This window comes from Mesorhizobium sp. PAMC28654 (genome assembly GCF_020616515.1).
GTDB lineage: Bacteria > Pseudomonadota > Alphaproteobacteria > Rhizobiales > Rhizobiaceae > Mesorhizobium.
On sequence record NZ_CP085135.1, the window covers coordinates 5,842,082 to 5,865,147 of the forward strand.

22 protein-coding genes and 1 pseudogene are annotated in these 23,066 nt (G+C 63.6%); 4 read left to right on the top strand and 19 right to left on the bottom strand.

Annotation, left to right across the window (positions count from 1 at the left end; translation table 11 throughout):
* From LGH82_RS28755 to LGH82_RS28785, 7 genes are all read right to left on the bottom strand, one after another.
* The gene (locus LGH82_RS28755) at window positions 1–255 is read right to left on the bottom strand and encodes a hypothetical protein (protein WP_227345930.1); all 255 of its coding nucleotides are present in this window, start codon (window positions 253–255) and stop codon (window positions 1–3) included.
* Window position 256: 1 nt separating this feature from the next.
* Window positions 257–718, bottom strand: coding sequence for a D-ribose pyranase (gene rbsD / locus LGH82_RS28760; protein WP_227345931.1), 462 nt, complete (start codon window positions 716–718; stop codon window positions 257–259).
* Window positions 715–1,677, bottom strand: a complete 963-nt coding sequence (locus tag LGH82_RS28765; protein WP_227345932.1) for a ribokinase — start codon at window positions 1,675–1,677, stop codon at window positions 715–717. The genes rbsD and LGH82_RS28765 overlap by 4 nt, the downstream gene beginning before the upstream one ends.
* 11 nt (window positions 1,678–1,688) lie before the next feature.
* On the bottom strand, window positions 1,689–3,206 hold the full coding sequence (locus tag LGH82_RS28770; RefSeq protein ID WP_227345933.1) for a sugar ABC transporter ATP-binding protein: 1,518 nt from the start codon (window positions 3,204–3,206) through the stop codon (window positions 1,689–1,691).
* An 82-nt stretch (window positions 3,207–3,288) separates the two neighbouring features.
* A complete protein-coding gene (locus LGH82_RS28775) occupies window positions 3,289–4,260 on the bottom strand; it encodes a sugar ABC transporter substrate-binding protein (RefSeq protein ID WP_227345934.1) in 972 nt (323 codons plus the stop codon).
* Window positions 4,261–4,305: 45 nt separating this feature from the next.
* Window positions 4,306–5,328, bottom strand: a complete 1,023-nt coding sequence (locus LGH82_RS28780; RefSeq protein WP_227345935.1) for an ABC transporter permease — start codon at window positions 5,326–5,328, stop codon at window positions 4,306–4,308.
* Between the two features lie 236 nt (window positions 5,329–5,564).
* The gene (locus tag LGH82_RS28785; RefSeq protein WP_227345936.1) at window positions 5,565–6,329 is read right to left on the bottom strand and encodes a phytanoyl-CoA dioxygenase family protein; all 765 of its coding nucleotides are present in this window, start codon (window positions 6,327–6,329) and stop codon (window positions 5,565–5,567) included.
* A gap of 174 nt (window positions 6,330–6,503) precedes the next feature.
* On the opposite strand from LGH82_RS28785, the gene LGH82_RS28790 reads away from it, so the two are divergent.
* A complete protein-coding gene (locus LGH82_RS28790; protein ID WP_227345937.1) occupies window positions 6,504–7,358 on the top strand; it encodes a helix-turn-helix domain-containing protein in 855 nt (284 codons plus the stop codon).
* Between the two features lie 216 nt (window positions 7,359–7,574).
* Window positions 7,575–8,087 carry a hypothetical protein gene (locus tag LGH82_RS28795; RefSeq protein ID WP_227345938.1) on the top strand — a complete coding sequence of 171 codons (513 nt, stop codon included), beginning with the start codon at window positions 7,575–7,577 and terminating at the stop codon, window positions 8,085–8,087.
* 157 nt (window positions 8,088–8,244) lie between these two features.
* Here LGH82_RS28795 and LGH82_RS28800 read toward each other — a convergent pair whose 3' ends face one another.
* The 5 genes from LGH82_RS28800 to LGH82_RS28820 all read right to left on the bottom strand — a co-directional run bounded on the left by LGH82_RS28800 (window position 8,245) and on the right by LGH82_RS28820 (window position 13,460).
* Window positions 8,245–9,303: an aminopeptidase gene (locus tag LGH82_RS28800; RefSeq protein WP_227345939.1), complete on the bottom strand. Its 1,059-nt coding sequence runs from the start codon at window positions 9,301–9,303 to the stop codon at window positions 8,245–8,247.
* A 462-nt stretch (window positions 9,304–9,765) separates the two neighbouring features.
* On the bottom strand, window positions 9,766–10,668 hold the full coding sequence (locus LGH82_RS28805; RefSeq protein ID WP_227345940.1) for an ABC transporter permease: 903 nt from the start codon (window positions 10,666–10,668) through the stop codon (window positions 9,766–9,768).
* A gap of 3 nt (window positions 10,669–10,671) precedes the next feature.
* A complete protein-coding gene (locus tag LGH82_RS28810) occupies window positions 10,672–11,451 on the bottom strand; it encodes an ABC transporter ATP-binding protein (RefSeq protein ID WP_413771482.1) in 780 nt (259 codons plus the stop codon).
* Between the two features lie 17 nt (window positions 11,452–11,468).
* Window positions 11,469–12,431, bottom strand: coding sequence for an ABC transporter substrate-binding protein (locus tag LGH82_RS28815; protein ID WP_227349711.1), 963 nt, complete (start codon window positions 12,429–12,431; stop codon window positions 11,469–11,471).
* Between the two features lie 30 nt (window positions 12,432–12,461).
* The gene (locus LGH82_RS28820) at window positions 12,462–13,460 is read right to left on the bottom strand and encodes a dipeptidase (protein WP_227345941.1); all 999 of its coding nucleotides are present in this window, start codon (window positions 13,458–13,460) and stop codon (window positions 12,462–12,464) included.
* Between the two features lie 119 nt (window positions 13,461–13,579).
* On the opposite strand from LGH82_RS28820, the gene LGH82_RS28825 reads away from it, so the two are divergent.
* On the top strand, window positions 13,580–14,512 hold the full coding sequence (locus tag LGH82_RS28825; protein ID WP_227345942.1) for a LysR family transcriptional regulator: 933 nt from the start codon (window positions 13,580–13,582) through the stop codon (window positions 14,510–14,512).
* A gap of 467 nt (window positions 14,513–14,979) precedes the next feature.
* Here the strand turns inward: LGH82_RS28825 and LGH82_RS28830 are convergent, their stop codons facing one another.
* From LGH82_RS28830 to LGH82_RS28850, 5 genes are all read right to left on the bottom strand, one after another.
* Window positions 14,980–16,041, bottom strand: a complete 1,062-nt coding sequence (locus LGH82_RS28830; protein ID WP_227345943.1) for an aromatic ring-hydroxylating oxygenase subunit alpha — start codon at window positions 16,039–16,041, stop codon at window positions 14,980–14,982.
* Between the two features lie 520 nt (window positions 16,042–16,561).
* Entirely contained in the window at window positions 16,562–17,731 is a 1,170-nt protein-coding gene (locus LGH82_RS28835; protein ID WP_227345944.1) for an iron-containing alcohol dehydrogenase, read from the bottom strand.
* Window positions 17,732–17,767: 36 nt separating this feature from the next.
* Window positions 17,768–18,598 carry an ABC transporter permease gene (locus LGH82_RS28840; protein ID WP_227345945.1) on the bottom strand — a complete coding sequence of 277 codons (831 nt, stop codon included), beginning with the start codon at window positions 18,596–18,598 and terminating at the stop codon, window positions 17,768–17,770.
* On the bottom strand, window positions 18,595–19,467 hold the full coding sequence (locus tag LGH82_RS28845; RefSeq protein ID WP_227345946.1) for an ABC transporter permease: 873 nt from the start codon (window positions 19,465–19,467) through the stop codon (window positions 18,595–18,597). The genes LGH82_RS28840 and LGH82_RS28845 overlap by 4 nt, the downstream gene beginning before the upstream one ends.
* Before the next feature lie 3 nt (window positions 19,468–19,470).
* Entirely contained in the window at window positions 19,471–19,965 is a 495-nt protein-coding gene (locus LGH82_RS28850) for a TOBE domain-containing protein (RefSeq protein WP_319799900.1), read from the bottom strand.
* 104 nt (window positions 19,966–20,069) lie between these two features.
* Between LGH82_RS28850 and LGH82_RS28860 the strand changes: the two genes are divergently transcribed.
* Window positions 20,070–21,220, top strand: a protein-coding gene (locus tag LGH82_RS28860; RefSeq protein WP_413771365.1) for an IS3 family transposase whose coding sequence is annotated in 2 segments (ribosomal slippage) — window positions 20,070–20,334 and window positions 20,334–21,220 — 1,152 coding nt in all. Because the reading frame shifts where the segments join, the coding sequence is not laid out codon by codon here.
* 105 nt (window positions 21,221–21,325) lie between these two features.
* Here the strand turns inward: LGH82_RS28860 and LGH82_RS28865 are convergent.
* A pseudogene (locus LGH82_RS28865) lies at window positions 21,326–21,754 on the bottom strand (ABC transporter ATP-binding protein); the annotation flags it as partial.
* 142 nt (window positions 21,755–21,896) lie between these two features.
* Window positions 21,897–23,036 carry an ABC transporter substrate-binding protein gene (locus LGH82_RS28870; RefSeq protein ID WP_227345947.1) on the bottom strand — a complete coding sequence of 380 codons (1,140 nt, stop codon included), beginning with the start codon at window positions 23,034–23,036 and terminating at the stop codon, window positions 21,897–21,899.
* Window positions 23,037–23,066 lie beyond the last annotated feature (30 nt).

A 23,066-nucleotide genomic window follows, 5' to 3' on the forward strand; every position in this document is an offset into this window, starting at 1 on the left:
TCATCCCGTCACCGCGTCGGCGAAGCCAAGCGCGGCCGTGACGAAGACGCGGCGCGATCCCTGGCGCACCGCAGCCACGTTGGCGGCGCGGCAGACGACCATCTCGATCCCCGCTGCTTCCGCCGCCGCTGCTTCGTCCGCCGTCTCGGCGGTCACCTGCGCGACGTGCCGGCCACTGCCTTTCAGCGCGCGCAGGCTGGCGACCGTGACCGAGCGTTCGACCTCGCGGCCGCCAAAGTCGAAGATGCGCGGCATGTCAGCCCTTCAGCTTCTTCGCGTAATAGTCGGGCGCCACAACGCCGGGTTTGGAGAACCATGCGGGCACGTCGACGCCGGAATAGAGCAGGATGTTGCCCCATGGGTCGAAGGCGCCGGTGCGCACGATGACCTTGGCCTTCCTGGCCATCTCGCCCAGGATGGTCTCGTGCGTCGTGGTCTCGAAATCGGCGTCGGGAAACAGCCGCTTCAGCTTCTCCAATAGCGGTGCATTGTGCACCGGCAGCGTGTCGGCATAGCCGACGCGCTCGGCGATCAGGTTGGCGGCGATGGGGCCGAGCACGGTTTCCAGGTCGGGCACGTCGGGCGAGATGGCGAGGTCGATGCGCCAGGCGCTCGACGGGATCGGAAAGCCCGCGTCGCAGACGATCATCAGGTCGCCATGGCCCATCGAGGCGATGGCGTGCGACAGTTCGGCGTTGAGCAGCCGGTTGCGGTTCATGTCGATTCCTTCCAAGTTGTCGTGAGGGCTTGCGCGAACAGCGCATCAGCCTGCGCGCGCTCGGGGAGGCCGGGGATGACGCCAAGCCGGGTGCAGGCGATGGCGCCGCAGACGACGCCGAAGCGCACCGCGTCGACGATGTCGCGGCCTTCCGCCAGCGCGACCGCGAAGCCGGAGTTGAACGCATCGCCAGCGCCGGTCGTGTCGACCACTTCCACCGGCACGGCGGGCACCATGATGTCGAGATCATCGGTCAGGATCAGCGCGCCGCTGCGGCCGAGCGTCACCACCACGTTGCGCACGCCCCGGCGGCGCAGTTCGCCTGCCAGTTCGCGCGAGGAGCGGGGATCGTCGGCGGGCAGGCCGAGCAGGATGCGCAGTTCGCTCTCGTTGGGCGTCAGATAGTCGACATTGGCGAAGATCGTGTCGGGCAGCTGGCGCGCCGGTGCGGGATTGAGAATGGTGCGGGCGCCGTGCTTGCGGCCAAGCTCCATGGCGCGGGCAGCGGCGGCGATCGGCACTTCGAGCACGGTCATCACCACATCGCTCTGCGCGATGCGCAGTTCGGCGGTGTCGACGACTGCTGCGTCCATCAGCTCGTTGGCGCCCATGTCGAGGATGATGAAGTTCTCGCCCTTGTCGTTGAGGATGATGAAGCCGACGCCGGTGGCGCGTTCCGTCCGCGTCGTGACAAGGCTCGCATCGACGCCCTCGGCGGCATAGAGGTCGGTGGCGATGCCGGCCAGCTTGTCGGTGCCGATGATGGCGACCAGCGAGGAACTGGCGCCAAGCCGGGAGGTCGCCACCGCCTGGTTCGAGCCCTTGCCGCCGGCGCCCATGTCGAAATCGGTGCCGAGCATGGTCTCGCCGAAGATGGGAAGCTTCGGCGCCCGCATGGTCAGGCCAACAGCGAAGCTGCCGACGATGGTAATTCTTGGTGCGGTCTTGGGATTGCTCATCAATGCCTCGTTCAGGACGCCATGGCGCGCGCCAGGATCGCTTCCTCGTTGATGCCGGCTCCGGTCAGTTCGCCGGAAACGCGGCCGTTGCGCAGCACCAGAACGCGTTCGGCGTTCATGATCAATTCGGGGATCTCCGACGAGATCATCACCACCGCAACGCCTTCGCCGGCGATGCCGCGCAGGATGGCGTAGATCTCGGCCTTGGCGCCGACATCGACGCCGCGCGTCGGTTCGTGCAGGACAAGCACGCGCGGATTGGTGACGAGGCTGCGGCCGAGGATGATCTTCTGCTGGTTACCGCCCGACAGCGTACCCAGCTTCTGGCCGAGATGTGAAATGCGCGCATCGAGCCTGGCGACCTGCGCGCGCGCCTCGCGGCGCACGGCGGCACGCCGCATGAAGCCGGCCATGGAGAAACGCGGCAGCGAGGCCGAGACGACATTGTTGGCGACGCTCATCGTCAACAGCGCGCCGGCGCCGCGCCGGTCGGCCGGCACCAGCGCCATGCCATTGCGGATCGAGGCTTGAGGGTCGGCGGCGCGCAATTCCTTGCCGTCTATGGTGACGCGGCCACGGCGAGCGCACAGGCCGAACAGGGCTTCGCCCAGCATGTCCTTGCCGGAATCCGGCAGGCCGCCAATGCCGAGGATTTCTCCGGCGCGGGCGCCGAAACTCAGTTCGTCCAGCCCCGGCGCTGTCAGCTTTTCGACGGAGAGAACGACGGGCGCTTCGTGAGAACGCGCGTCGGCCTGCAGCGACCACTGCGCCGCCGTGTCGAGGTCGCGGCCGACCATGGCGCGGATCAGCCGGTCTTCCGACAGGCCGTCATTGTCCATGGTCTCGATGGTGCGGCCGTCGCGCATCACGGTGATGCGGTCGGCAAGGTCGAGCACTTCCTTGAGATGATGCGAGACGTAGATGACGGTGACGCCCTCGCTTCGCAATTGTTTTACGATCTCGAACAGCCGTTCGCTCTCGCGCTTGGAGAGCGCGGAATTGGGTTCGTCGAGCACCAGCACGCGGGCGCGCTGGCGGATGGCGCCGGCGATCTCGACCAGTTGCATCTCGGCCACCGACAGGCGCGAGACCTTGGTGTCGGGATCGAGCGAGCCCATGCCAAGCCGGCTGAGCGCCGCGCGCGCCTCGCGACGCATCTGGTCGCGCGGCACGAAGGACATCGCCGAGCGCGCCGCCATGTCGGACATCATGATGTTTTCGGCGATGGTCAGCGTCGGGCAGAGCGCCAGTTCCTGGTACACCACGGTGATGCCCGCGGCGCGGCTGGCCAGCGGCGAGGCGATTGTGGCCGGCTTGCCATCGATGCGGATCTCGCCGCCATCGGGTTGCAGGTCGCCGGCAAGGATGTTCATCAGCGTCGACTTGCCGGCGCCGTTCTCGCCGATGACGGCATGCACTTCGCCGGCGCGGAAGCCGACGGAAATGCGGTCGAGCGCGAGCACGCCGGGGAACCGCTTGATCAGTCCGGAAATCTCGACGATGGGGGCAGGGGTCTGTTGTTCTGTCATTGGCTGGCTTGTTTGGGGCTCGCTGTCTGGTGCAAGCGGCCGCCGGTCCACGGGGGAACCGGCGGCCGTGCTGAGCTGGCTGTTACTTCTTCTTGGCGACCTCGGCGATGTTTTCCTTGGTGTAGACGCCGACGCCGGTGTCGACATTGTCGATCGGCTGGCCCTTGAGGAATTTCACCAGCAGGTCGACGGCGGCAAAGCCCTGCTTTTCCGGCGCCTGGTCGATCGTGGCGTCGACATTGCCGTCCTGCACCAGCTGAACCGTCTGGTCGAGCAGGTCGAAGCCGACGACCTTGACCTTGTCGGCGGCCTTGTTGCGCTCCACCCAGGTGCCGGCGGCCGGCGTCGAGCAGCATTCCAGCGACAGAATGCCGGAGATCGACGGGTTGGCGAGCATGGCGTTCTCGATCGCCGAATAGATTTTCTGCGGGTCGGTGCCGGTGTTAAGCGTCGAGACCACCTCGATGCCGGGCTCGGCCTTCAGTGCCTCGCGCGCGCCCTTTTCACGGTCGAGCGACCACTGGGCGGCGGCGTCAATCGTGGTGATCATCACCTTGCCCTTGCCGCCCAGCACCTTGGAGATCAGATTGCCGGCCTCGCGGCCGGACTGGACGAGGTCCTGGCCAGCGAAGGCGAGCCGCTTGCTCTCGGGGTTGTCGGTATTGAAGGTGACGACCGGGATGCCGGCGGCGATGACGCGGTCGATCACCGGCGCCAGCGCGTCGGTCGAGACCGACGAGATCGCCAGGCCGTCCATCTTGCCCATCAGCGTCTCGATCTCCGAGATCTGGCCGTCTGCATCGGCGCCGACCGGGCCGATGAACTGGGCGCCGACCTTGTCGTCCTTGGCGGCGCGCTCGACGCCGGCCTTCATGAAGGGCGCGAACTCGTTGGAGACGTCATGGTAGGAAACGTAGATGTCGAGCGGCTGGCCGGCGTCGATCTTGGCCTTGATGCGCGGCGCCAGCGCGAAGTCCGCGAGCTTGGATTCGGCATGCGCCGAGAGCGGCAACAGGCCGATTGCGGCGGCGAGAATGACGTGTCTGATGTTCATGGATAGTCCTCCCTTTTTGGTTCTGGTTGCTTAGGTTTTCTGGAGTTAGCCCGTGCGGCGCGTGCTCCATTTGTCGATGCCGACCGCGATGATGATGACCAGGCCGATCATCAGTTCCTGCACGAAGGGCGACACGCCCATCAGCACCAGGCCGTTGCGCATGACGCCGATGATGAGCACGCCGAGGATGGTGCCGAGGATGGTGCCTTCGCCGCCCGACAGCGAGGCGCCGCCGACGATGGTGGCAGCGATGACGTCGAGTTCGAGGCCGACGCCGGTGCGTCCGGCCTGGCCGCTGGGCAGGAAAGCCATGGAGAGAATGCCGGCGAAGGCGGCAAGCAGGCCCATCAGGATGAAGGCCGAGATCTTGACCTTGTTGACGGAAATGCCGGAAACGCGCGCGGCCTTGGCGCTGCCGCCGACGGCGTAGACGCGGAAGCCGAAATTGGAGAAGGACAGCACCAGCCAGGCGAGCACGGCGATGATGACGAAGAACACCAACTGCATGGGGATGATGCTGAACAGATAGCCCTGGCCCATGAAGGAGAAGGTCTGCAGCACTTCCGGCAGCGCGCCGTTGCGCAGATTGACCGTCACCGGCTGGCCGTTGGTCAGGATGAGGGCGGCGCCCCGCACGATGGAGAGCATGCCGAGGGTGGCGATCAGCGAGGGCAGGCGGCCATAGGTGGAGAGCACGCCGTTGATGAGGCCGATGGCGACGCCGGTGAGCAGGCCGGCGCCGATGGCCGGCAGCAGCGCCCAGCCGGCGATGATCAGCATGCCGGTGGCAAGGCCGGAAAACGCGTATGTCGAGCCGACGGACAGGTCGACCTCGCCCGCGATCAGCACGAACGTCATGCCGACCGCCATGATCCCGAGCAGGGAAATCTGGCGCCCGACGTTGAGCAGGTTCAGCGATGTCAGGAATCCATCGGTGGCGAAGGACAGGAACAGGCAAAGCACGAGCAGGGCGATGAAAACACCTGCCTCGCGCGCCCGCAACAGCCGCGCCATCGTGAATCGGTCCGTGGCTGGCGCGCGCGCGCCGGTCCTGACCGCATGGGCCATACAGTATCCTCCCTCAGCGTGACCCGCCGGTCCTCACCAGCGCCGCCACTCCTTCGTTTCATCGACCGGAGCTGAGCTCTCGGCCCGGCCGATGTATGTGAACCCCTGGATCCCGAAGTGATTCAGGATCGGGCCCTATCTCCCTGTTCGGCCATGATCTTTCGAGAAGCCGGATGCGGCTTTCTACAATCATGGCCGGAGCGTGGGCGTTGCCGCCCATGCCCGTATTCGTCGCTTTAGGACGCCTTGCGGAACGTGCCGGCCGGCACCTTGCGCATCTCGTCGAAATTTCCGTAGTCGCGGACCTTCTTGAACGGCGCGTTCTCGACGGCGTTGTAGGAGCAGATGTAGCCCCAGCGATACGTGTCGGAACGGTTGGCGTCGGAGCGGTGCAGCAGGTTGCCGTCGAAGATCAGCGCGTCGCCGGCTTCCATCTCGACATAGATGTGCTCGTAGCGCTTCAGCGCGGCGTCGAGATGTTCCTGCTCGACATTGGTCTGGTCGTTCTCGCGGATATGGTTGAGGCGGCCAAGCTTGTGCGTGCCCTTCAGCACCTGCAGGCAGCCATTCTCGCGGGTCGCCTTGTCGAGCGCGACATAGATGCTCATCATCTCCGGCGCCAGGCAGCCGTAATTGTACCAGTAGCCGAAATCCTGGTGCCATTCCCAGGCGCCGCCCTCATTGGGCTGCTTCATCGTCATCTTGTGGCTGTAGAGGTAGATCGGCTTGCCGACGGCGTCCTCCGCCAGATCGACCATGCGCTCGTCGCGCGCCAGCAGCCCGTATTTGTCGTCCTCGGCCTTGGTCCACATCTTGAGAAGGGTGGTCTTGCCCTCCTTGTCGCCCTTGGCCATCACGGCGCCGCTCTTGTTTTCTTCCTCGAGCTGCTTGCGGGCGTGATCGCGGAAGTCCTCCACCTCCGGCACGCTGAGCAGACCCCGGCGGATGATGTATCCGTCTCGAGCGTAGATCTCCGCTTCATTCCTGGTCATCGCGAGCATCGTCTTGCCTCCCTCCGCGAACGGGGCCGTCGCCGGCAAGGCGCCGCGAAAGCCCGAAAAATGGGGTTTCCGGCCATCTGTCCGCCGAACGCCCCGGTCTGTTGAAAGCGACCATAGCGGCGTGCCCCAGCGAACAAAATGGACAGCAGGGCACTCGTTTTGTATAAAACGCGCATGACGCCAAAGACGACGGTTTTCGAGAGTTTCCACTATGTGCCGGTCCCCGGATGGACGCGCACGGCGTTCAGCGTGCTGCGTGCCGGCAAGGTGGCGGCGGCGCGCGATTACCGCATAGAACGGCCGGTCTACCCCGGCCAGGACATACTCTACTGCCTGTCGGGACGTGGCCATGTGGAGACGCTGGGGCAGCGGCTGGAGGTGCGGACGAACCAGTTGGTCTGGATGGCCAACGAGGCGCCGCATGTGCATTCCGCCGATCCCAGCGACCCCTGGACGCTGCTGTGGTTCCGGCTGGACGGACCCGATCCGGCGATCCTGCGGCGCAAGCTGTTCGGCGAGGGCGCGTTGCGCACAATGTTCACGGAAACCACCAGCCCGGCGCCATGGTTCGAGCGGCTGTTTTCGGCATTGCGGCGGCGCGACGCCGGGCTCGACCTGCGGCTCAACCAGCTGGTCGCCGAATTCCTGCTGTTGGTCGACCGCGCCGTGAACGGCGCCGGCAATGACGACCTGCCCAAGCCGCTGGCGTCAGCGCTCGACGCCATGCGGGCCGAGCCAGGCTTCGCCTGGACGGCTTCCGATCTCGCCGGCATCACCGGCCTCGGCGCCTCGCAGGTGCGGCGTCTCTTCCAGAAGCACCTGCGCACCAGCCCGCACCAATGGCTGATGCGCGAGCGGCTGATGCAGGCGCAGTCGATGCTGGTGCAAAGCGAGCAGCCGCTGGCCGAGGTGGCGGAAGCCTGCGGCTTCTGCGACGTCTATCACTTCGGCCGCGAGTTCAAACGCTCGGTAGGCATCTCGCCCGCCGCCTGGCGGCGAAGTGAACTGAGCGCGGCGCCGGGGCGGTAACTTGGGGGGAGGGGTTGTGCCTCTAGATATCTTGGCCGCAGGGATCGCAACCAGATGGCATTCGCGCCCCGAAGATGTGAGAAAGACAAGTTGCCGGCAGTGAAATCAACTTTAACTTGTTGTTAAATTGTAATTCCGTGCCACCTAGCCTAAGCGATTGCATTCTTGCAATGTCTCCGCCAAGCTCCGGAGCTAGTTCACTTCAATGGATCTCTAATGAGTGCGCGCTTATCGACGGCTATTAAGATCGGGGAATCTGCAAAGGCGATTTTCCGAAAAACTCGGAGCTTTCCAAGTCGAGAATTCGGAGAGCATGCAGACCCGAGTGAACGCGAACACGTCGGTGTTGAGCCGATGCTGTTGGCGCTTTCGATGGAATTGGCACTCAAAGCGTGGTTCGTCTTCGACCACGACGATCCAATAGTTGCAAAGTCACATAATTTGATGAAGCTGTTTGATCGCCTTAAGCCCGAAAGCCAAGATAAACTCGCCGCAGAGTTCAAAAGATCAGTGGTCCCGTATCATCCCGATTTTTTCTACGTCGACTACAGCATTCAAGACATTCTGTATCAGAACCAAGATGCCTTCATCGACTGGCGCTACCTCCACGAGGCAAAGAAATCTATGAGGTTCGATCAGAGTGCTTTTGAGGCGACGCTCGAAATGGTGCTCCGCGAGTTCGAGAAGAGATATCGCATTGAGCGGGTGAAGCCGCTTTGGTCATCTTGAATGCGGTCGGGATCGGAGGTCTCGATGCGGCTCGCCCCGCTTCACGGGTTTCTCCGACGATATCGCCCTATGATTTCAGACGCATCACGACAAGAGCGCTTTCGGGTATCGGCTTGGACGAAACATCCGGAAGCGGCGGGCTGCTTGCTCGTCAGTGTCAATCACACTTGGCCGCCGTCGTCAGCGCCTGGGCGCGCGAAGGCTGGGGCAGGGCTGCGATCCTGCGAACGGCGGCATAGAACCTGGGATAATCGCCTCCGCACAATTCGTGCAGGCGAAGGAACGCCGGAACCTGTTCGCCGTAGACGGCGGTCGCGGCGAGCTTTGCGTTGTTGATGGGGCTGTCGAACCAGCCGTCATATCCCCGGTATCCCGCCCAGCGCCTGTCGCGCATGTGCCGGTAGCGCGCGCGCAGACTGTCTATCGCGGCTGCCTTCGCGGCCGCCATCTTCTCCGCGCTGCGGGGACTGCCATAGACCTGGCCCAACTCGTCGCGCGTTTTCGCCACCAGTGCCAGAAAATCCGCGCTGCGCTGGCGGTCGGCCTCATAGCGGCGCAACCCGGCGCGGTTTCCCGTGGCGCGCAGCCATTTCCTCGTGCCGCTGGTTTCGACGGAAACCGCGAACGCCTCGTTGAAGGCGGAATCGCCGTTCACATAGATCTTCTGATGCGCCAGCTCATGGAAGACGAGGCTGGCGATATAGGTGTCGTCCTGGCGCAGCATGGTGCTGAGCAGCGGGTCGCTGAACCAGCCCAGCGTCGAATAGGCGGTGACGCCCGACACATAGACGTCCAGCCCCTTTGCACGCAGTTCGGCGGCACTTTCGGCCGCGGCTTTCAGGGAAAAATAACCCCGGTAGGGGACGCAGCCGAAGACCGGAAAGCACCATGTCACCGGCGCGAGCGAGAATTGCGGCGCGGCGAAGACGGCATAGGTCACATCGTCCCGGCCGACATCGACATAGGAGCGGTAGCTTGAGTTGTCGGGCAGCGCCAGCTCATCCGTGGCAAAGCGGCGTATGGCGCTGGCCGATGTCAGCTTGGCCCGCAACGCCTTGGGCGTCGACGGATCGTTGATCAGCCCCCCGACATTCTTCCGCGCCGCCATGAGCTGCACCTGGCCCTCTATCGACTGCGCGTAATAGGAAACGCTGGTGCAGCCGGTGAGGGCGGCAGCCAGGATGATGGCGGCGAGCAAGTGAAAGAAGCGCTTCAAAGGTTGGCCATCGCCGGCTCATCTCCCCACGGAGCAAGTGTCCGCATTTGCCCCAGTCCGAAACCAAGCCCAGTCTCAAACAGGCGCGCCGATTTTCGTCAAGAGCTGGTGGGGAGGGAGGCGTCGGCTTCGCGCCTCAAAACTGGCCATCGAATAGCTCGATGCTCGCCCCCGAAAGCAGACATGACTGTCAGCGGCCTAAAGGAACCTTGGGGAATCAGAGTACTGCTGGCAGCACTGAATCGCCCGAGGCGTCGAAGAGGATGGCCTTGGCCGGGTCGGCGGCAGCCCGGCTTATCTCCGATAAGCAGCGCCTGGTCGCTATTGAGCATCGGAAGTCAAGGGGCCCCGATGCCAGTTCGCGTTGACGATCGTCTCGTTCCCGACCAACGGGCCGCGATCGTCGCTATGTCCATAGCAGTCGACAACCAACACAACAGGGGAATGCGCGCAGTCGTCGAACTATGCGCGCATTGTTTCGCGTAGGGCGCTGCGACCGCGCAGCATAGGGAGTCCCAGCGTCACCAATACGAAGGCGGCCGTCACGACTTTTAGGTCGCTTGGCTGCAGTCCGAGCGACAGCGCCAGGGACACGAGCTGATAGTACACCACTGCACCGACGACCGGCGCCAGCAACTGCCGGGTCACAGTTTGCCGTCCGGTGATCGTTTCGCCGATGACCAGGGAAGCAAGGCCATTGATGAGGATGCCGGTACCCATGCCGACATCGGCATAGCCCTGCAACTGCACGATGAGCGCGCCGCCTAAGGCGGTCAGGCCCGAGGCGACACCCAATCCAACGATTGTGTATGTCCAGATGCTGATACCGAGCGATGGCGCCAGCTCCGGATTGATGCCGATGACGCGCAGCGCCGCTCCCGCTTGCGTGGCCAGATACCAGCGCAGTGCGACCAGGGCCACCACGATCAGCACGGCGAAAGTGGCGACCTGCAGCCGGACGTCGGTGAGGATGGCCGGGTTGATGTGCATGAAGACGTTGTCGGTGTTGAACAAGGCGATGTTCGAGCGGCCGAGGACGCGCATATTCACGCTGTAGAGCGCAGTGAAGACCAGGATGCCTGCCAGCAGCGAATTGATGCGAAAACGCAGATGCACCAGCGCGGTTGCCGCGCCGGCCCCGACACCGGCGAGCATCGCGATAACGGTTGCGAACAGCGGCGGATATCCCGTCAGCAAAAGTGTGGCGCAGACGCAGCCGCCGAGCGGAAACGCACCTTCGCTGGTCAGGTCCGGAAAGCTCAGCAACCGGAACGGGATCATGATGCCGAGCACCAGGAACGAATAGATGAGGCTTTGCGACAGCGTCACCGGCACGAGATTGAGATAGGCGTGGATCACGTCCATGGGTCAGGTTCCGAGCAGCATGCGGTCGTTTTCGATTCTGAACTTTTCGATGAGATCGGCAGGCGTGAGCGTTGTCTTCTCTGTGCCGCCGATGTCGTCGCGGATGCGGCCGGCGTCCATCATGACCAGCCGATTGCCGGTCTCGATCGCCTGGCGCATGTTGTGGGTGACCATCAAAGTGGTGAGCGACTGCTCGGCGACGATCCGCAAGGTCGTCGCCATGATCAGGTCGGCGGTGCGGGGGTCCAAAGCCGCCGTATGCTCATCGAGCAACAGCAGCGAGGGGCGCGACAATGATGCCATGATCAGGGACAGGGCTTGGCGTTGCCCGCCGGAGAGCTGGGCTACCGGTGTCGACAGCCGGTCTTCCATGCCGAGCGACAGGCCTGCGAGCAACGTCCGGTAGCGGTCGCGCTTGGCGCCGTCGAGATGGCGCGCAAAGCCCCTGCGTTGCCCGCGTTGCTCGGCCAGGGCCAGGTTTTCTTCGATGGTCATGGCCGCCGCGGTACCAATCATTGGATCCTGGAACACACGCGAGATCATGCCCGCCCGGCGATGTGCGGCAAGGCGGGTAATGTCTTGACCGTCCAGGACGATCGAGCCGCCTTCAGGCTCGATCGCGCCCGCGATGGTGTTGAGCAGCGTCGATTTGCCGGCGCCGTTCGAGCCGATGATCACGATGAAGTCGCCGCGATTCAGCGCCAGATCCACCCCGTCGAGCGCCGGCCGTGCGCTGGCAAGGCCGGCATTGAAGGTTTTGCGTAAGCCCGTGCAGACGAGCAGGGGCATGCACATCGCTATCACTTGAGCAGCCATGGGCTGTCCTTGAGTGCTTCCGGAACCGTCAGGCCTACGGCTGCAAGTCCCTTCGGGCTGACATAGGCGTCGAAATCGTCACCTTTGGGAACATAGGGCGCGATGTCGGCCGGCTTTTCGCCCTTGAGAATTCGGTCGGCGATATCGGCGGCATGCTCGCCATTCTTGCGATAGGAGATGGCGTGGAAGCCGGCGAGCTGGTCCTTGAGGTCGGGAGCGTAGACCGAGTTGAACAGCGGCAGTTTGATCCGCTGCGCCACCTGCGCCACGACCGGTACCGAGGTCTGCACAACGTTGGACTGGATGAGGAAGATGGCGTCTACCTGTCCGGCGAAGGTCTGGACACGCTGGGGCAGGTCGTTGGGATTGTCGACCGGCACGCCGACGACCTCGATCCCGGCCTTGGCCGCCGCCTTCCGGATCAGCTCCATATTGGAGGTGTCGTTGTCTTCGCCCGGATTGAACAGGGTTCCGACCTTCTTGACCCCCGGCAACACCTTCTTGAGGTAGTCGAAGGAGGCATCGAAATCGGGCAGCATGGACGCACCGGTACTCCAGGCCGAACCGTGCTGCCAATCCGGCACGATGCCTGCCACGACCGGGTCGACGACCGCGCCGAACACGACTGGGATCGACTTGTCGGTGATGCCGCGCACCGCTGCCTGGTTGAGCCCGGTGGTGATGGCGAGGATAAGCGCCGGATGCTTGGCCTCCACCTGCTGCAGTATCTGCGGAACGAGGCTTCGGTCGAAATTGGCGTGCTGGAAGCCGTAGGTGACGTCCTTGCCTTCGACATAGCCCAGTTCGGTCATCCGGGCCTTGAAGCCTTCGGCGACCTGGTTGAGCGCGGGGTGTTCGCCGAAGCTGGCGATTTCGATCAGTTTCGGGTCGGCATGGGCAAGGCCATGCCCCGCTGTGGCCAAGACTGCCGCAAGCAGCCACTTCATCAATTTCACGACGCGCTCCTTAGGTTGGGTTTACACGGTGGACGGACGCCAGTTCTGTTCGGCGACCCGCAGGAAATTCTCGCCCAGCACGCCAAGGATGGCGGCTTCCGAATAGCCATGGCGTTCGAGGGCTTCGACGATCTCGGGCAGGACCTCCGGCTTGACGTCGGCCCAGGGCGGGCGCGGATAGCCGCGCAACGCCATCATCGGACCGGAGTCGTAAAGCTTGGTCATGAAGGGCTGATAGAAAACGGTGTCGAGGCCGAGGCCGACATGTTCAGGCCCTACGAGCTGGGCAACGTAATCGATATGACGCATCAGGGCTGAAACGTCCGAACGGTTGTCGTCGGTCAGGAAAGCACCGATGGAGTTGATGCCGACCACGCCGCCGCGCCGGGCAAGCGCCTTGATCTGGACGTCGTCGATGTTGCGCTCGTGGTTCTTCAGCGCGCGGACGCTCGAATGGGAAAATACCACAGGCTTTTCCGACAGTTCGATGATGTCGAGCGACGTGTTGATGCCGGCGTGGCTTGCGTCGAGCATCATGCCGACGCGGTTCGCTTCGGCCACGAAAGCGCGGCCAAGCATCGAGAGACCGGCGTCCGACGGCTCGTGGCAGCCGTCGCCAAGCGGGTTGCGGATGTTGTAGGCCACAATCATCCAGCGGATGCCGAGCCGGTACCAGCTATCGATCATGGCGGGCTCATGGGCGGCTGGGCCGGCGCCCTGCAGGTGGAAGCCTATCGCCATCTTGCCCGACTGCTTGGCGGCGCGAATATCGGCCACGGATTCGACGAACTGGAAGTCGTGAGCGCGCTGCTCGAACCAGCGCCGTTGCTGGGAGAGATGGCGGAGTGTGGGCTCCGGTCTGTCCCAATCCGCGCCGATGGTCAGTGAGAGGAAGGAGAAGCCGGCGTCCCGATAGCGGACAAGCATGTCCGGACCTTCATCAAGACATTCGGGAGTCCAGCCCACCGCACTTTCCCAGACGACCGCCTTGTCGATGAGGTTTCTGGCTGAAACTGTCACTTCGTCCACACCCGATGAGCATTGAAGTTCATGGCGTCAGCTAATCGGCAATCTCGTTGTTGCGCTATTGTCGGGAATGGGTTTGATTGTTTCATACTTGAAACAATTTAGGCCCAGTCATGCCGACCGCACCCGACCCATTCGATCTGATGATTTTTGCGCGTGTTGCAGAGACGGGAAGCTTCAGCGCCGCGGCCGAACGGCTTGGCCTGCCGAAGTCGACCGTGTCCCGGCGCATCTCCGTTCTCGAGAGCCAACTCGGCGAGCGCCTGCTTCAACGCACCACACGCCGCAATTTCCTGACCGAGATGGGCCAGCGCATCCTCATTCCGGCCGAACAGATCATCCATGAGGTGGATGCCGTCATGGCGGTCGCCGAACACCGGCAGGTGACGCCCTCGGGACGGCTGCGCGTGTCCGTCCCTGGCGACCTGGCCGCGATCTCGCTCGCTCCGATGCTGGCGGATTTCAGCAAGGCCTACAGCGAAATCCAGCTCGAACTCGACCTGTCGCCTCGCTATGTCGACGTGATCGGCGACGGCTTCGATCTCGCCATCCGGATCGGCGGGGAAACCCAGGATCTTCAGTTGACCACACGACATCTGGTCGACCTTGGTATCGGTCTTTACGCGTCGCCGCTTTACACGGACCATGCCGGGGTACCCGACACGCCAGAGGCACTGGCACGGCACGACGTCCTCGTGCTGCTCGCCGACGGCCTTCCGGTGAGCTGGTTGCTGAACAGGGACGCTCTTTCGGTTCCGGTCGACATGTCGGGTCGTCGGGTATCGGCGAATTCCTATGAACTGCTCTTCCGCCTAGCCCGGTCGGGCGCGGGCATCACCGCGATGCCGGACCTTTTCGCGCGGCCTTATCTCGCTACCGGGGAACTCATCCGCATCCTGCCTGAATGGCGGTTGCCTCCGGCCATGGTGCGCGCCGTCTTCCCGAGCAGGCAGCTTATGCCGCGCAAGACACGGGTTTTCATCGACGCGTTGCTCGGCCATCTCAAGCCGCGCCCGTTGAGGTCGGCACAGTCGCTGTCACCTTAGCCGGGTATTGGGCGGTGGCGTAGGACTGGGTTGCGGGGCTTGCAGCCATCTCAGGCGCGATCCAATTCGTGCAGCGCAGCCGTCAGCCCAGCGCCACAAACCGAAGCTGAAGTTGGAGTGGTGGAATGTCCGGTTAAGATGCGTCTGTCCACCCGATCGGGCGAACGATCGAAGAACTCTTGTGGGGCCGGTAGCTGCCGGTCCGCTCTCGGGCGGGTTCGTCAGAAAGCGGTCGTTCCCCTCTCGGCCCCGTTCCAGCCGTCAAGCGTCCGGCCGGCAAGAGCGCCGCTAAACTTGGTCGTCAAAGCCGCGTTCGCCGATCTGCTCTCCGCATTGAGCGAGCTCCGATTGCCGCGGCACTCGTAACTCGTCTCACCGTGCCCGCCCTATACCCTCGACTGGCCGGGGGGCTCTCGTGCCGGCGCCGAGCCGGAGCACTATCCGGCGGACAAGGACGCCAGGGGCGGTCACAGCCCCAGTGCCGCAGCGACCCGTTCCTGGAAATACTGCACTCCCCGCTCATGCCGCCCCGAGAGCGGGCCGGAGCTATAGGCCCCTGCGGCATAGTTGCGATGCGTATCGGCGCAGATGGTGTAGTCCTCGCGTACCACGGCCAGAGTGCCTTGCACAGATTTCGCCCTGCTCTCGGATGCTTCAGCAGCGATATCGGCAAAGAAGAAATGGTAATGCTGGTCCGTGTGATGCGGTGAGGTCGGATTGATCCGGCTAACGTTCATGCCGCCATCGAAAAGCGACAGCGTCCAGTTCGGCCACATCCAAAGCCATTTGCCGCGATAGAATAGACCGTCTTTCGGCGGTGCGGTCATCCGGACATAACCGGGATGGGCGGTGGTCTGGAAAGCTTCGAAGTCGATGGCAGCGTAGAACGAGGGATGCGTGCCAGGGATGTGGTAGCCTTCGACGAAATTGTCGGTGTAGATCTTCCAGTTCGCCGCAAAGCTGACAGTGGCCTGATCGGTGGCGGCATAGGTCTCCAACGGCTCGTCCGCCAGTTCGGCGGGCAGAGAGCCAAGTTGATCCAGAAGACTCTCCTTCGGGTCAAGTGCCGCGAAGAGCAGCCCGCGCCATTCGGACAACTGCACCGTCTCCAGCGGCCAGTCTTCGGCGATGATCGAGGGATCCTTGCCATACCATGGAGCCTGCACCAGCCGTCCGGTGTCGGCAAAGGACCATTTGTGATAGGGACAAACGATCAGCCCACATTTGCCCGCGCCATCGGCCAGAAGTTTCGCCCCCCGGTGGCGGCAGACATTCTTAAATCCGCGCAAGGTCCCGTCCCGGCCCCGGATGGCGAAGATCGGCGTGCCGGCGATGTCGATGGCAAGGTATTGACCGGACGTTGCGACCGAGGCGACAGGCCCCATGAACTGCCAGGTGTGCGCGAAGATGTTGCGCCGTTCCTGCTGCCAGATATCATCGCGGACATAAAGCGACGGGTCCAAGTTCAGGTATTGCACGGGCGGAGTGTCGAGTGGCGGGTGGTCGCGTCGCAAGGTATCTGGCATCATAGGCTAACCTCCAGTTGCGGCAATCCTGTCGCAAGCGGGGCGACGTCGCAAGGGAATTGGCTCTGCCGCGCACAGCCTGCAAGCTTGGTGCAATTTTGCTCTAACGCAGATTTGCTGGAGTTGCGGTTCATTTCCAGTTCGCCGGCCTAGTTGTCGACCGCGATCAACACGTCGGATGCCTTAAACGCAGCACAGGTTCCAGGCCGACTTCGAGCTCAGTTCGTCGTCCGCCTGATGAACGGCCGGTATCAGAACGGTGCGGTTCGCTCGCGAACGACGAGGATGGGTCGTCAGCTGACGAGGCAAACTTTGCCCGATGACTGTGAACTCGAACGGCAGCTTACCGACGAGCGCTTCCTAGAAGCAGACCGTCCGGATACGGCCCCATTCCGGACTGAGCGGGGCGCTCGAAAGTCCGCGCTGAAACACACATCGCGGACTACAGGAATGCCTGCACCCAGCGGCGCGGCGATTTGCGCGCGGCACCGCGCCAGGTCTTCGGCCAAGTCCTGTTATCGACCTACCCGGCGATGGCTGCCTGCAGGATGGTCCGCAGCTTCTCGCGGTCGAGCTTGATGGGGTTGCCGCCGGCGCTGGGGTCGGTCTCGCCCATCGTGGCGACGCGGTCTTCGTCGATGTCGGTCAGGCCGATGCCCGGCAGCGTGTTGGGGATGTTCAGGCGCTTGCGCAGGTCGACGATCCAGTCGACCACGGCCCGCGCATCATGGGTCGGCAGGTCGAGGAAGCGCGCGAGCAGCGCCAGCTTTTCCTGCAGCACCGGCGCGTTGAACTCCACGACATAGGGCATCAGCACGGCGTTGAGCAGGCCGTGATGGGTGTCGTAGAGGGCGCCGAGCGGGTGGGCGAGCGCGTGGATCGCGCCAAGACCCTTCTGCAGGGCGACGCAGCCCATGCCGGACGCGATCAGCATCTGCGCGCGGGCTTCGATGTTCTTGCCATCCTCGGCGGCGAGGGGAAGCCAGGTCTTGATCAGCTGCAAGGCATTGAGCGCGATGCCTTCGGCCATGGGATGGAAGCTCGGCGCGCAAAAGGCTTCGAGCGCGTGCGACAGCGCGTCCATGCCGGTGGCGGCGGTGATGTGGGCGGGCAGGCCGGTGGTCAGCTCCGGGTCCATCAGCACGACGTCCGGCATCATGCGCGGGTGGAAGACGATGACCTTGCGCTTCTCCTGCTCGTTGGTGATGACCGAGGCGCGGCCGAGCTCGGAGCCGGTGCCGGCGGTCGTCGGTATGGCGATGGCGGGGATGAGACGGGACGTGTCGGCGCGCTTCCAGTTGTCGCCGATGTCCTCGAGATCCCACATGGCGATGGATTGCGCCGCCATCAGCGCGATCGCCTTGGCGGCGTCGAGCGCGCTGCCGCCGCCGATGGCGATGACGAGATCGTGCTGGCCGAGCTTCAGGAAGGCAACGCCGTCTTCGACATTGCCGCCGGTCGGGTTCGGCTTGACGTTGTGGAAGAAGCCGGCGTCCAGCCCGCCGGCCTTCAGCACTTCCAGGGTTCGCTGCACGGGGAAAAGCGACTTCAGGCCATGGTCGGTGACGACCAGCGGCCGCTTGGCGCCGAGCTCACGCACGATGTCAGCCAGTTCGCCGATGCGGCCATTGCCGAAGCGCACGGAGGTCGGGAAGCTCCAGTTGGCGGAGACGGCCGGGGTGAATGCGGTCATGGGATCATTACCTTGGATTGGCTTGTGGATTGGAAATCAGGCTGTCGCCAGCTTCTGTCGCTTGAGCGCCCGGCGTCGCAGGAAATCGGCCAGGAACACCAGGATGAGCGCCGGGATGAAGTTGAGCGTGGCCAGCGCCGGATAGATCGGCGAGGAGCCGACGGCGATGCCGCTGTAGACGAAGATCGGCAGAGTGCGCGCCGTGCCCGCCAGCGAGTAGGAGACGTAGAAATTTCCCCAGGAGAGCAGGAAGGCGAAGGTCGCGGCGGAGAGGATGCCGGGCCACAGCAGCGGGAAGGTGATCTCGCGAAATACTTCCCAGCCGGTGGCGCCGGCGTCGCGCGCGGCGTCCTCCAGCGTCTCGTCGAAGCCATGGACCTGAACGGCCACGATCACCAGCGCGAAGGGGGTGATGTAGACGATGTGGCCGATGATCACGGTGGCGAGGCCGGTCGAGAAGCCCAGCCAGTTGCCGAGCACCGAGAACCACAGCAGCATCACCACGCCGAGCAGCAGCTGCGGGAACAACAGCGGCAGGAAGCTGATGGCCCGAAAAATGTTCTGGAAGCGGAAGCGATAGCGGATCCAGGCCACGGCGCCGGCCGAGCCGAGCACGGTGGCGAAGATCGTCGAGATGGCGGCGACGATCGCCGAATTGGCGACCGCCGGCAGGAAGTCGGGCTTGCGGAACAGTTCGCCGTACCATTCGAGCGAAAACCCTTCGATAGGGAAGGTCAGCACCCGGCTGCTGGTGAAGGAAAACACCACCAGCGTCAGGATTGGCACGTAGAAGAAGAGGATCAGCAGTGCCACGGTGCCGACGAGGAAGACGTCGACGAACCTGTCCTTCAGCCGTTCCGGGATCATTGGACAGCCCTCCCGCGATTGCCGCGCATCAGCACGGCGGCGGCGAGCGCCAGCGACAGGGCGCCGATGACGATCAGCACCAAGGTCAGCGCCGCGCCCAGCGGCCAGTTGACCCGTGTCTCGAAACTCTGGCGGATCAGCTCCGAAGCCAGGGGCGCGGTGCCGCCGCCCAGGACCTTGGGCTCGAGGAAGGCGCCGAGGCTGAGCACGAAGACCAGCACCGCGCCGCAATAGAGGCCGGGGCGGGCCAACGGCAGCGTTACCTCGAAGAAGGCGCGCAGCCGCGATGCGCCGGAATCATAGGCGGCGAGAACGAGGTCGCGGTCGATGCGCGCCAGCGACAGGTAGATGGTGAACATCGGATAGACGACCAGGCCATAGACCATGCCGATCATCGTGCCGGTCGGCGTGAACAGGAGGTTGAGCGCTTCCGGACCGAGGCCCAGATGCGCCAGCAGCCAGTTGGCGACGCCGCTCTTGTCCAGCACCAGGATCCAGCCGAAGGTCTTCAGCACCGCGTCGGTCAGGAAGGCGAAGATGATCAGGATCTGGATCTGCGCATTGTAGGCCCGGAGCCTGGTCGCCAGCGCATAGGCGGCGGGAAAGGCGATGAGCACGCAGACGACCACGCAGACCAGCGCCATGGCGACGGTGCGCGCCATGATCGTCCAGTAATGCGGCTTTGAGAACACCTCGGTCCAGATTTTCAGGTCCCAGGTCCAGGACAGGCGGTAGAATTGCGTCGTCTGGAACGACAGCACCACCGTCATCACCAGCGGAATGATGAAGAACAAAAGCATGACGATGGTGAGCGGCGCCACCGTTGCCACCAGAACCGGATCACCCCAGCGCTTGCTATCGGTTCGCACGGCTCACTCCGAAAGCAGGAAGCAGCGGGTGGGATGGAAGCCGATCCGCACGCTGTCGGAGACTTTTGCGGGCAGTTCGAGCGAGCCGGCGAGATCCATGACCACAGCCTTGTCGAGGCCCGGCACGCGCACGCGATACTGCGTCGAAGCGCCCTTGATGAAATATTCCTCGACAGTGCCGTTCAGCACCCATTCGCCGGGCTCGGCCGCGCCGGTGACGAAGCGTATGGTTTCGGGGCGAACGAGCAGGGCTGTCTGGTTGCTGCCGAGGAAAGGGGAGACCTGCTCCCATGCGATCGCCGCGGCGTCGTCGCCTATGAGCGGGGAGGTGACCTTGGCCTCCTTGTCATCGCGTGAGACGGCGACCGGCAGGAAATTGGTTTCGCCGATGAAGCCGGCGACGAACATGTTGGCCGGCCGGTAATAGATGTCCGAGGGCGTGCCGAGTTGCACGACTTCGCCGGCGCGCATGACGCAGATGCGGTCGGCCAGCATCATGGCTTCTTCCAAATCATGGGTGACGAGGACGAAGCTGGTGCCGAGTTCGCGGTGGACTTGCCCCGAAAAAGTGGAGAGTTTCCTTCTGATGAAAGGCGACCTCGATGACGAAACAGAGACAGTTTACGGATGCGTTCAAGGCGGAGGCGGTTGGCCTTGTGCGAACGAGCGGTCGGACGAAGCGGCAGATCGCGGAGGATCTTGGTGTTGGTTTCTCGACGCTGACGCGATGGATGGGTCGGCAGCTGGATCGTGAGATGGGCGATCCTGGGCGTCCGCCTGATGCTGATGTCGCCGCTGAATTGAAACGGCTGCGGCGGGAGAATGAAATCCTTCGGCAGGAGCGGGATATCTTGAAACGGGCGACGGCTTTTTTCGTCAAGGAGGGAAGTCGGTGAGGTTCGCGCTCATCGACCAGGCGAAGAAGGATTTCCCTGTGGACCGTTTGTGCGCGACGCTGGGTGTCAGCCCGAGCGGCTACTTTGCCTGGGGGCGCCGGCCGGCGTGCCGCCGGCAGCGCGACGACATGATAATGCTGGCGCATGTGCGATCGTCGTTCGCGCTGTCGAACGGAACCTATGGTAGCCCGCGCATGACGCGGGAACTGCAAGACAATGGCTTTGCCATTGGCCGGCGACGAACGGCGCGTCTGATGCGGGAGAATGGCCTCCAGGCAAGACAGAAGCGGCGGTTCAAGCGCACGACGGACAGCGAACACGCCTTTCCGGTTGCCCCCAATGTCATCGACCAGGATTTTGCCGCCACTGGTCCCAACCAGAAATGGGGTGCCGACATCTCCTACATCTGGACGCGGGAGGGCTGGTTGTACCTTGCTGTCGTCATCGATCTGTTTGCCCGCAAGGTCGTTGGCTGGGCTGCTGGCAACCGGCTACACCGCAGCCTGGCTCTGGCAGCGCTCAACAAGGCGTTCGTCATGCGGCAGCCGGAACCCGGCCTCATTCACCACTCCGACCGCGGCAGCCAATATTGTTCTATCGACTACCAAGCCGAATTGCGTGCCGCCGGCGTCATCATCTCAATGTCAGGCAAGGGCAATTGCTTTGATAACGCCATGGTCGAAACATTCTTCAAGACGCTGAAAACTGAACTGATCTGGCGCACCTCTTTCCTTACCCGCGCCGATGCCCAAGCCGCCATTGCCCGATATATCGACGGCTTCTACAATCCCATCCGGCGGCATTCCGCGCTCGACTACATCAGCCCGATGCAGTTCGAGCGAAACGCCGCCGAATGAGCAACCCGCTCTCCACTTTACCGAAGCAAGTCCACGGTGCAGCTTCTTCAACTCGGCCTGCAGCGATTTCTTCAGCTTGGCGTCGAGCGCGCTCATCGGTTCGTCGAGCAGCAGCACGCTGGGGCGCGAGATCAGCGCGCGGGCCAGCGCCACGCGCTGCTGCTCGCCGCCGGAAAGCTGGACGGGGTAGCGCGTCAGGTACTCGCGCTTCAGATGCATGAGATCGAGCATGGCTGATATGCGCCGGTCCATCTCCGCCTTGGCGACCTTCTGCAGCTTGAGCGGAAAGCCGATATTGTCCGACACGGTCTTGTGCGGGAACAGCGCCAGCTTCTGGAACACCATGCGTGTCGGCCGCTTGGCCGCCGGTACGCCTTGCATGTTATCGCCCTGGATTTCCAGCACGCCGGCGGTCGGGTCCTCGAAGCCGGCGAGGATCTTCAGGAGCGTGGTCTTGCCGCAGCCGGACGGGCCGACCAGCGCCACGAATTCGCCCGCGCCGATGTCGAGCGACACGCCGTGCAGGGCTCGCATGGAGCCATAATCCTTGACGATGCCAGATGCATTGATGATTGGCGCGTTGATGATTGCGGTTGTCAAAACTCGCCCGCCCTGAATGTGGGTGAAATGATCATGGAGCCCGCGCGCCGGAACGCGCGGGCCTTGAGGGCAACGCTTAGCGCGCGGCCAGTTCTTCCTGCCAGATCGCCAGCATGTCGTCGATGTTCGGCGCGACCGTGTGGAAATGGCTGTTGTCCCAGGCCGTCCACATATAGTCCATCTGCAGCGCCTTCTTTTCCGCGTCGGAAAACAGCGCTTCGGCCTTGGCATTCGGCACGAGATTGCAGGTCGCCTCGGTGATCGACAGTTGCTTGGCCACTTCCGGGGAGACGATGTATTTCAGGAAGTCGGCGGCGACCTTGGAGTCGCGGCCGTTTTCGATCAGGCCCGTCGCCTCCATCCAGATGATGCCTTGCTTGAGGCCGTTCCTGGGCTCGGGCACGATCGACTGGATGTAGTCGTGGCCCTTCATGCGCAGCGACGAGGTGGCGTAGGTGCCGCCGCCGATCAGCGCCCGGAACGAGCCGTCGATCAGGCCCTTCTGGGCGATCGCCAGGTCGGCGACGATGGCGCGGGTGTTCTTGAAGGCCGCGCGCAGAACCTTGCGCACTTCGTCGAGCGCTGCCTGGTCGAGCGGAACATAGGGGTCGACGCCGGCATAAAGCGCCAGCGGCATGATCGGCCAATCACCCCAGTCGAGCAGGCAGATCTTGTCCTTGTAGGCGGCATCGAACACCGGCGCGTAGCTCGACCAAGTCTCCAACTTGTCGAACTTGGTGTTGACCGTCGGTCCGACCCAGCCCCAGCGGGTCGGCAGTCCGGTCGCCTTGCCTTCGAACTGCAGCGGCGTGAACGGCGCGCGGAACTGCGGGTAGAATTCGGCGTACTGGTCGGCGAAATCCTTGTCGTCGATGTAGCGGCAGATGCCCGCCGGCCCCATTCGCGCGATCCACGGGCTGTCGGACGAAACGAGGTCGAAATCCTTCGACGCACCGGCGGCGAGCTTGGCGAAGCCGCCAGCGGAATCGGTGATCAGGTCGACGGAAATGGAAACGTCCTTCTGCTTCTGGAACGGGTCCAGGATGGACGGCGCGTTGTAGCCTTCCCAGCACATGTAGCTGAGGCTTTCGGCGGCGGATGCGCCCTTCGGCATGCCTAGGATGCCCGCGCCGGCGGCCGCCAATCCAAGGCCGCCCATGCCCTTCAGCACGGCGCGGCGATCAACGCCCACGGTGCCTGATGTCTGCTTTTTCATTTGCTTGCTCCCTTTCTGTTTATCAGCCCA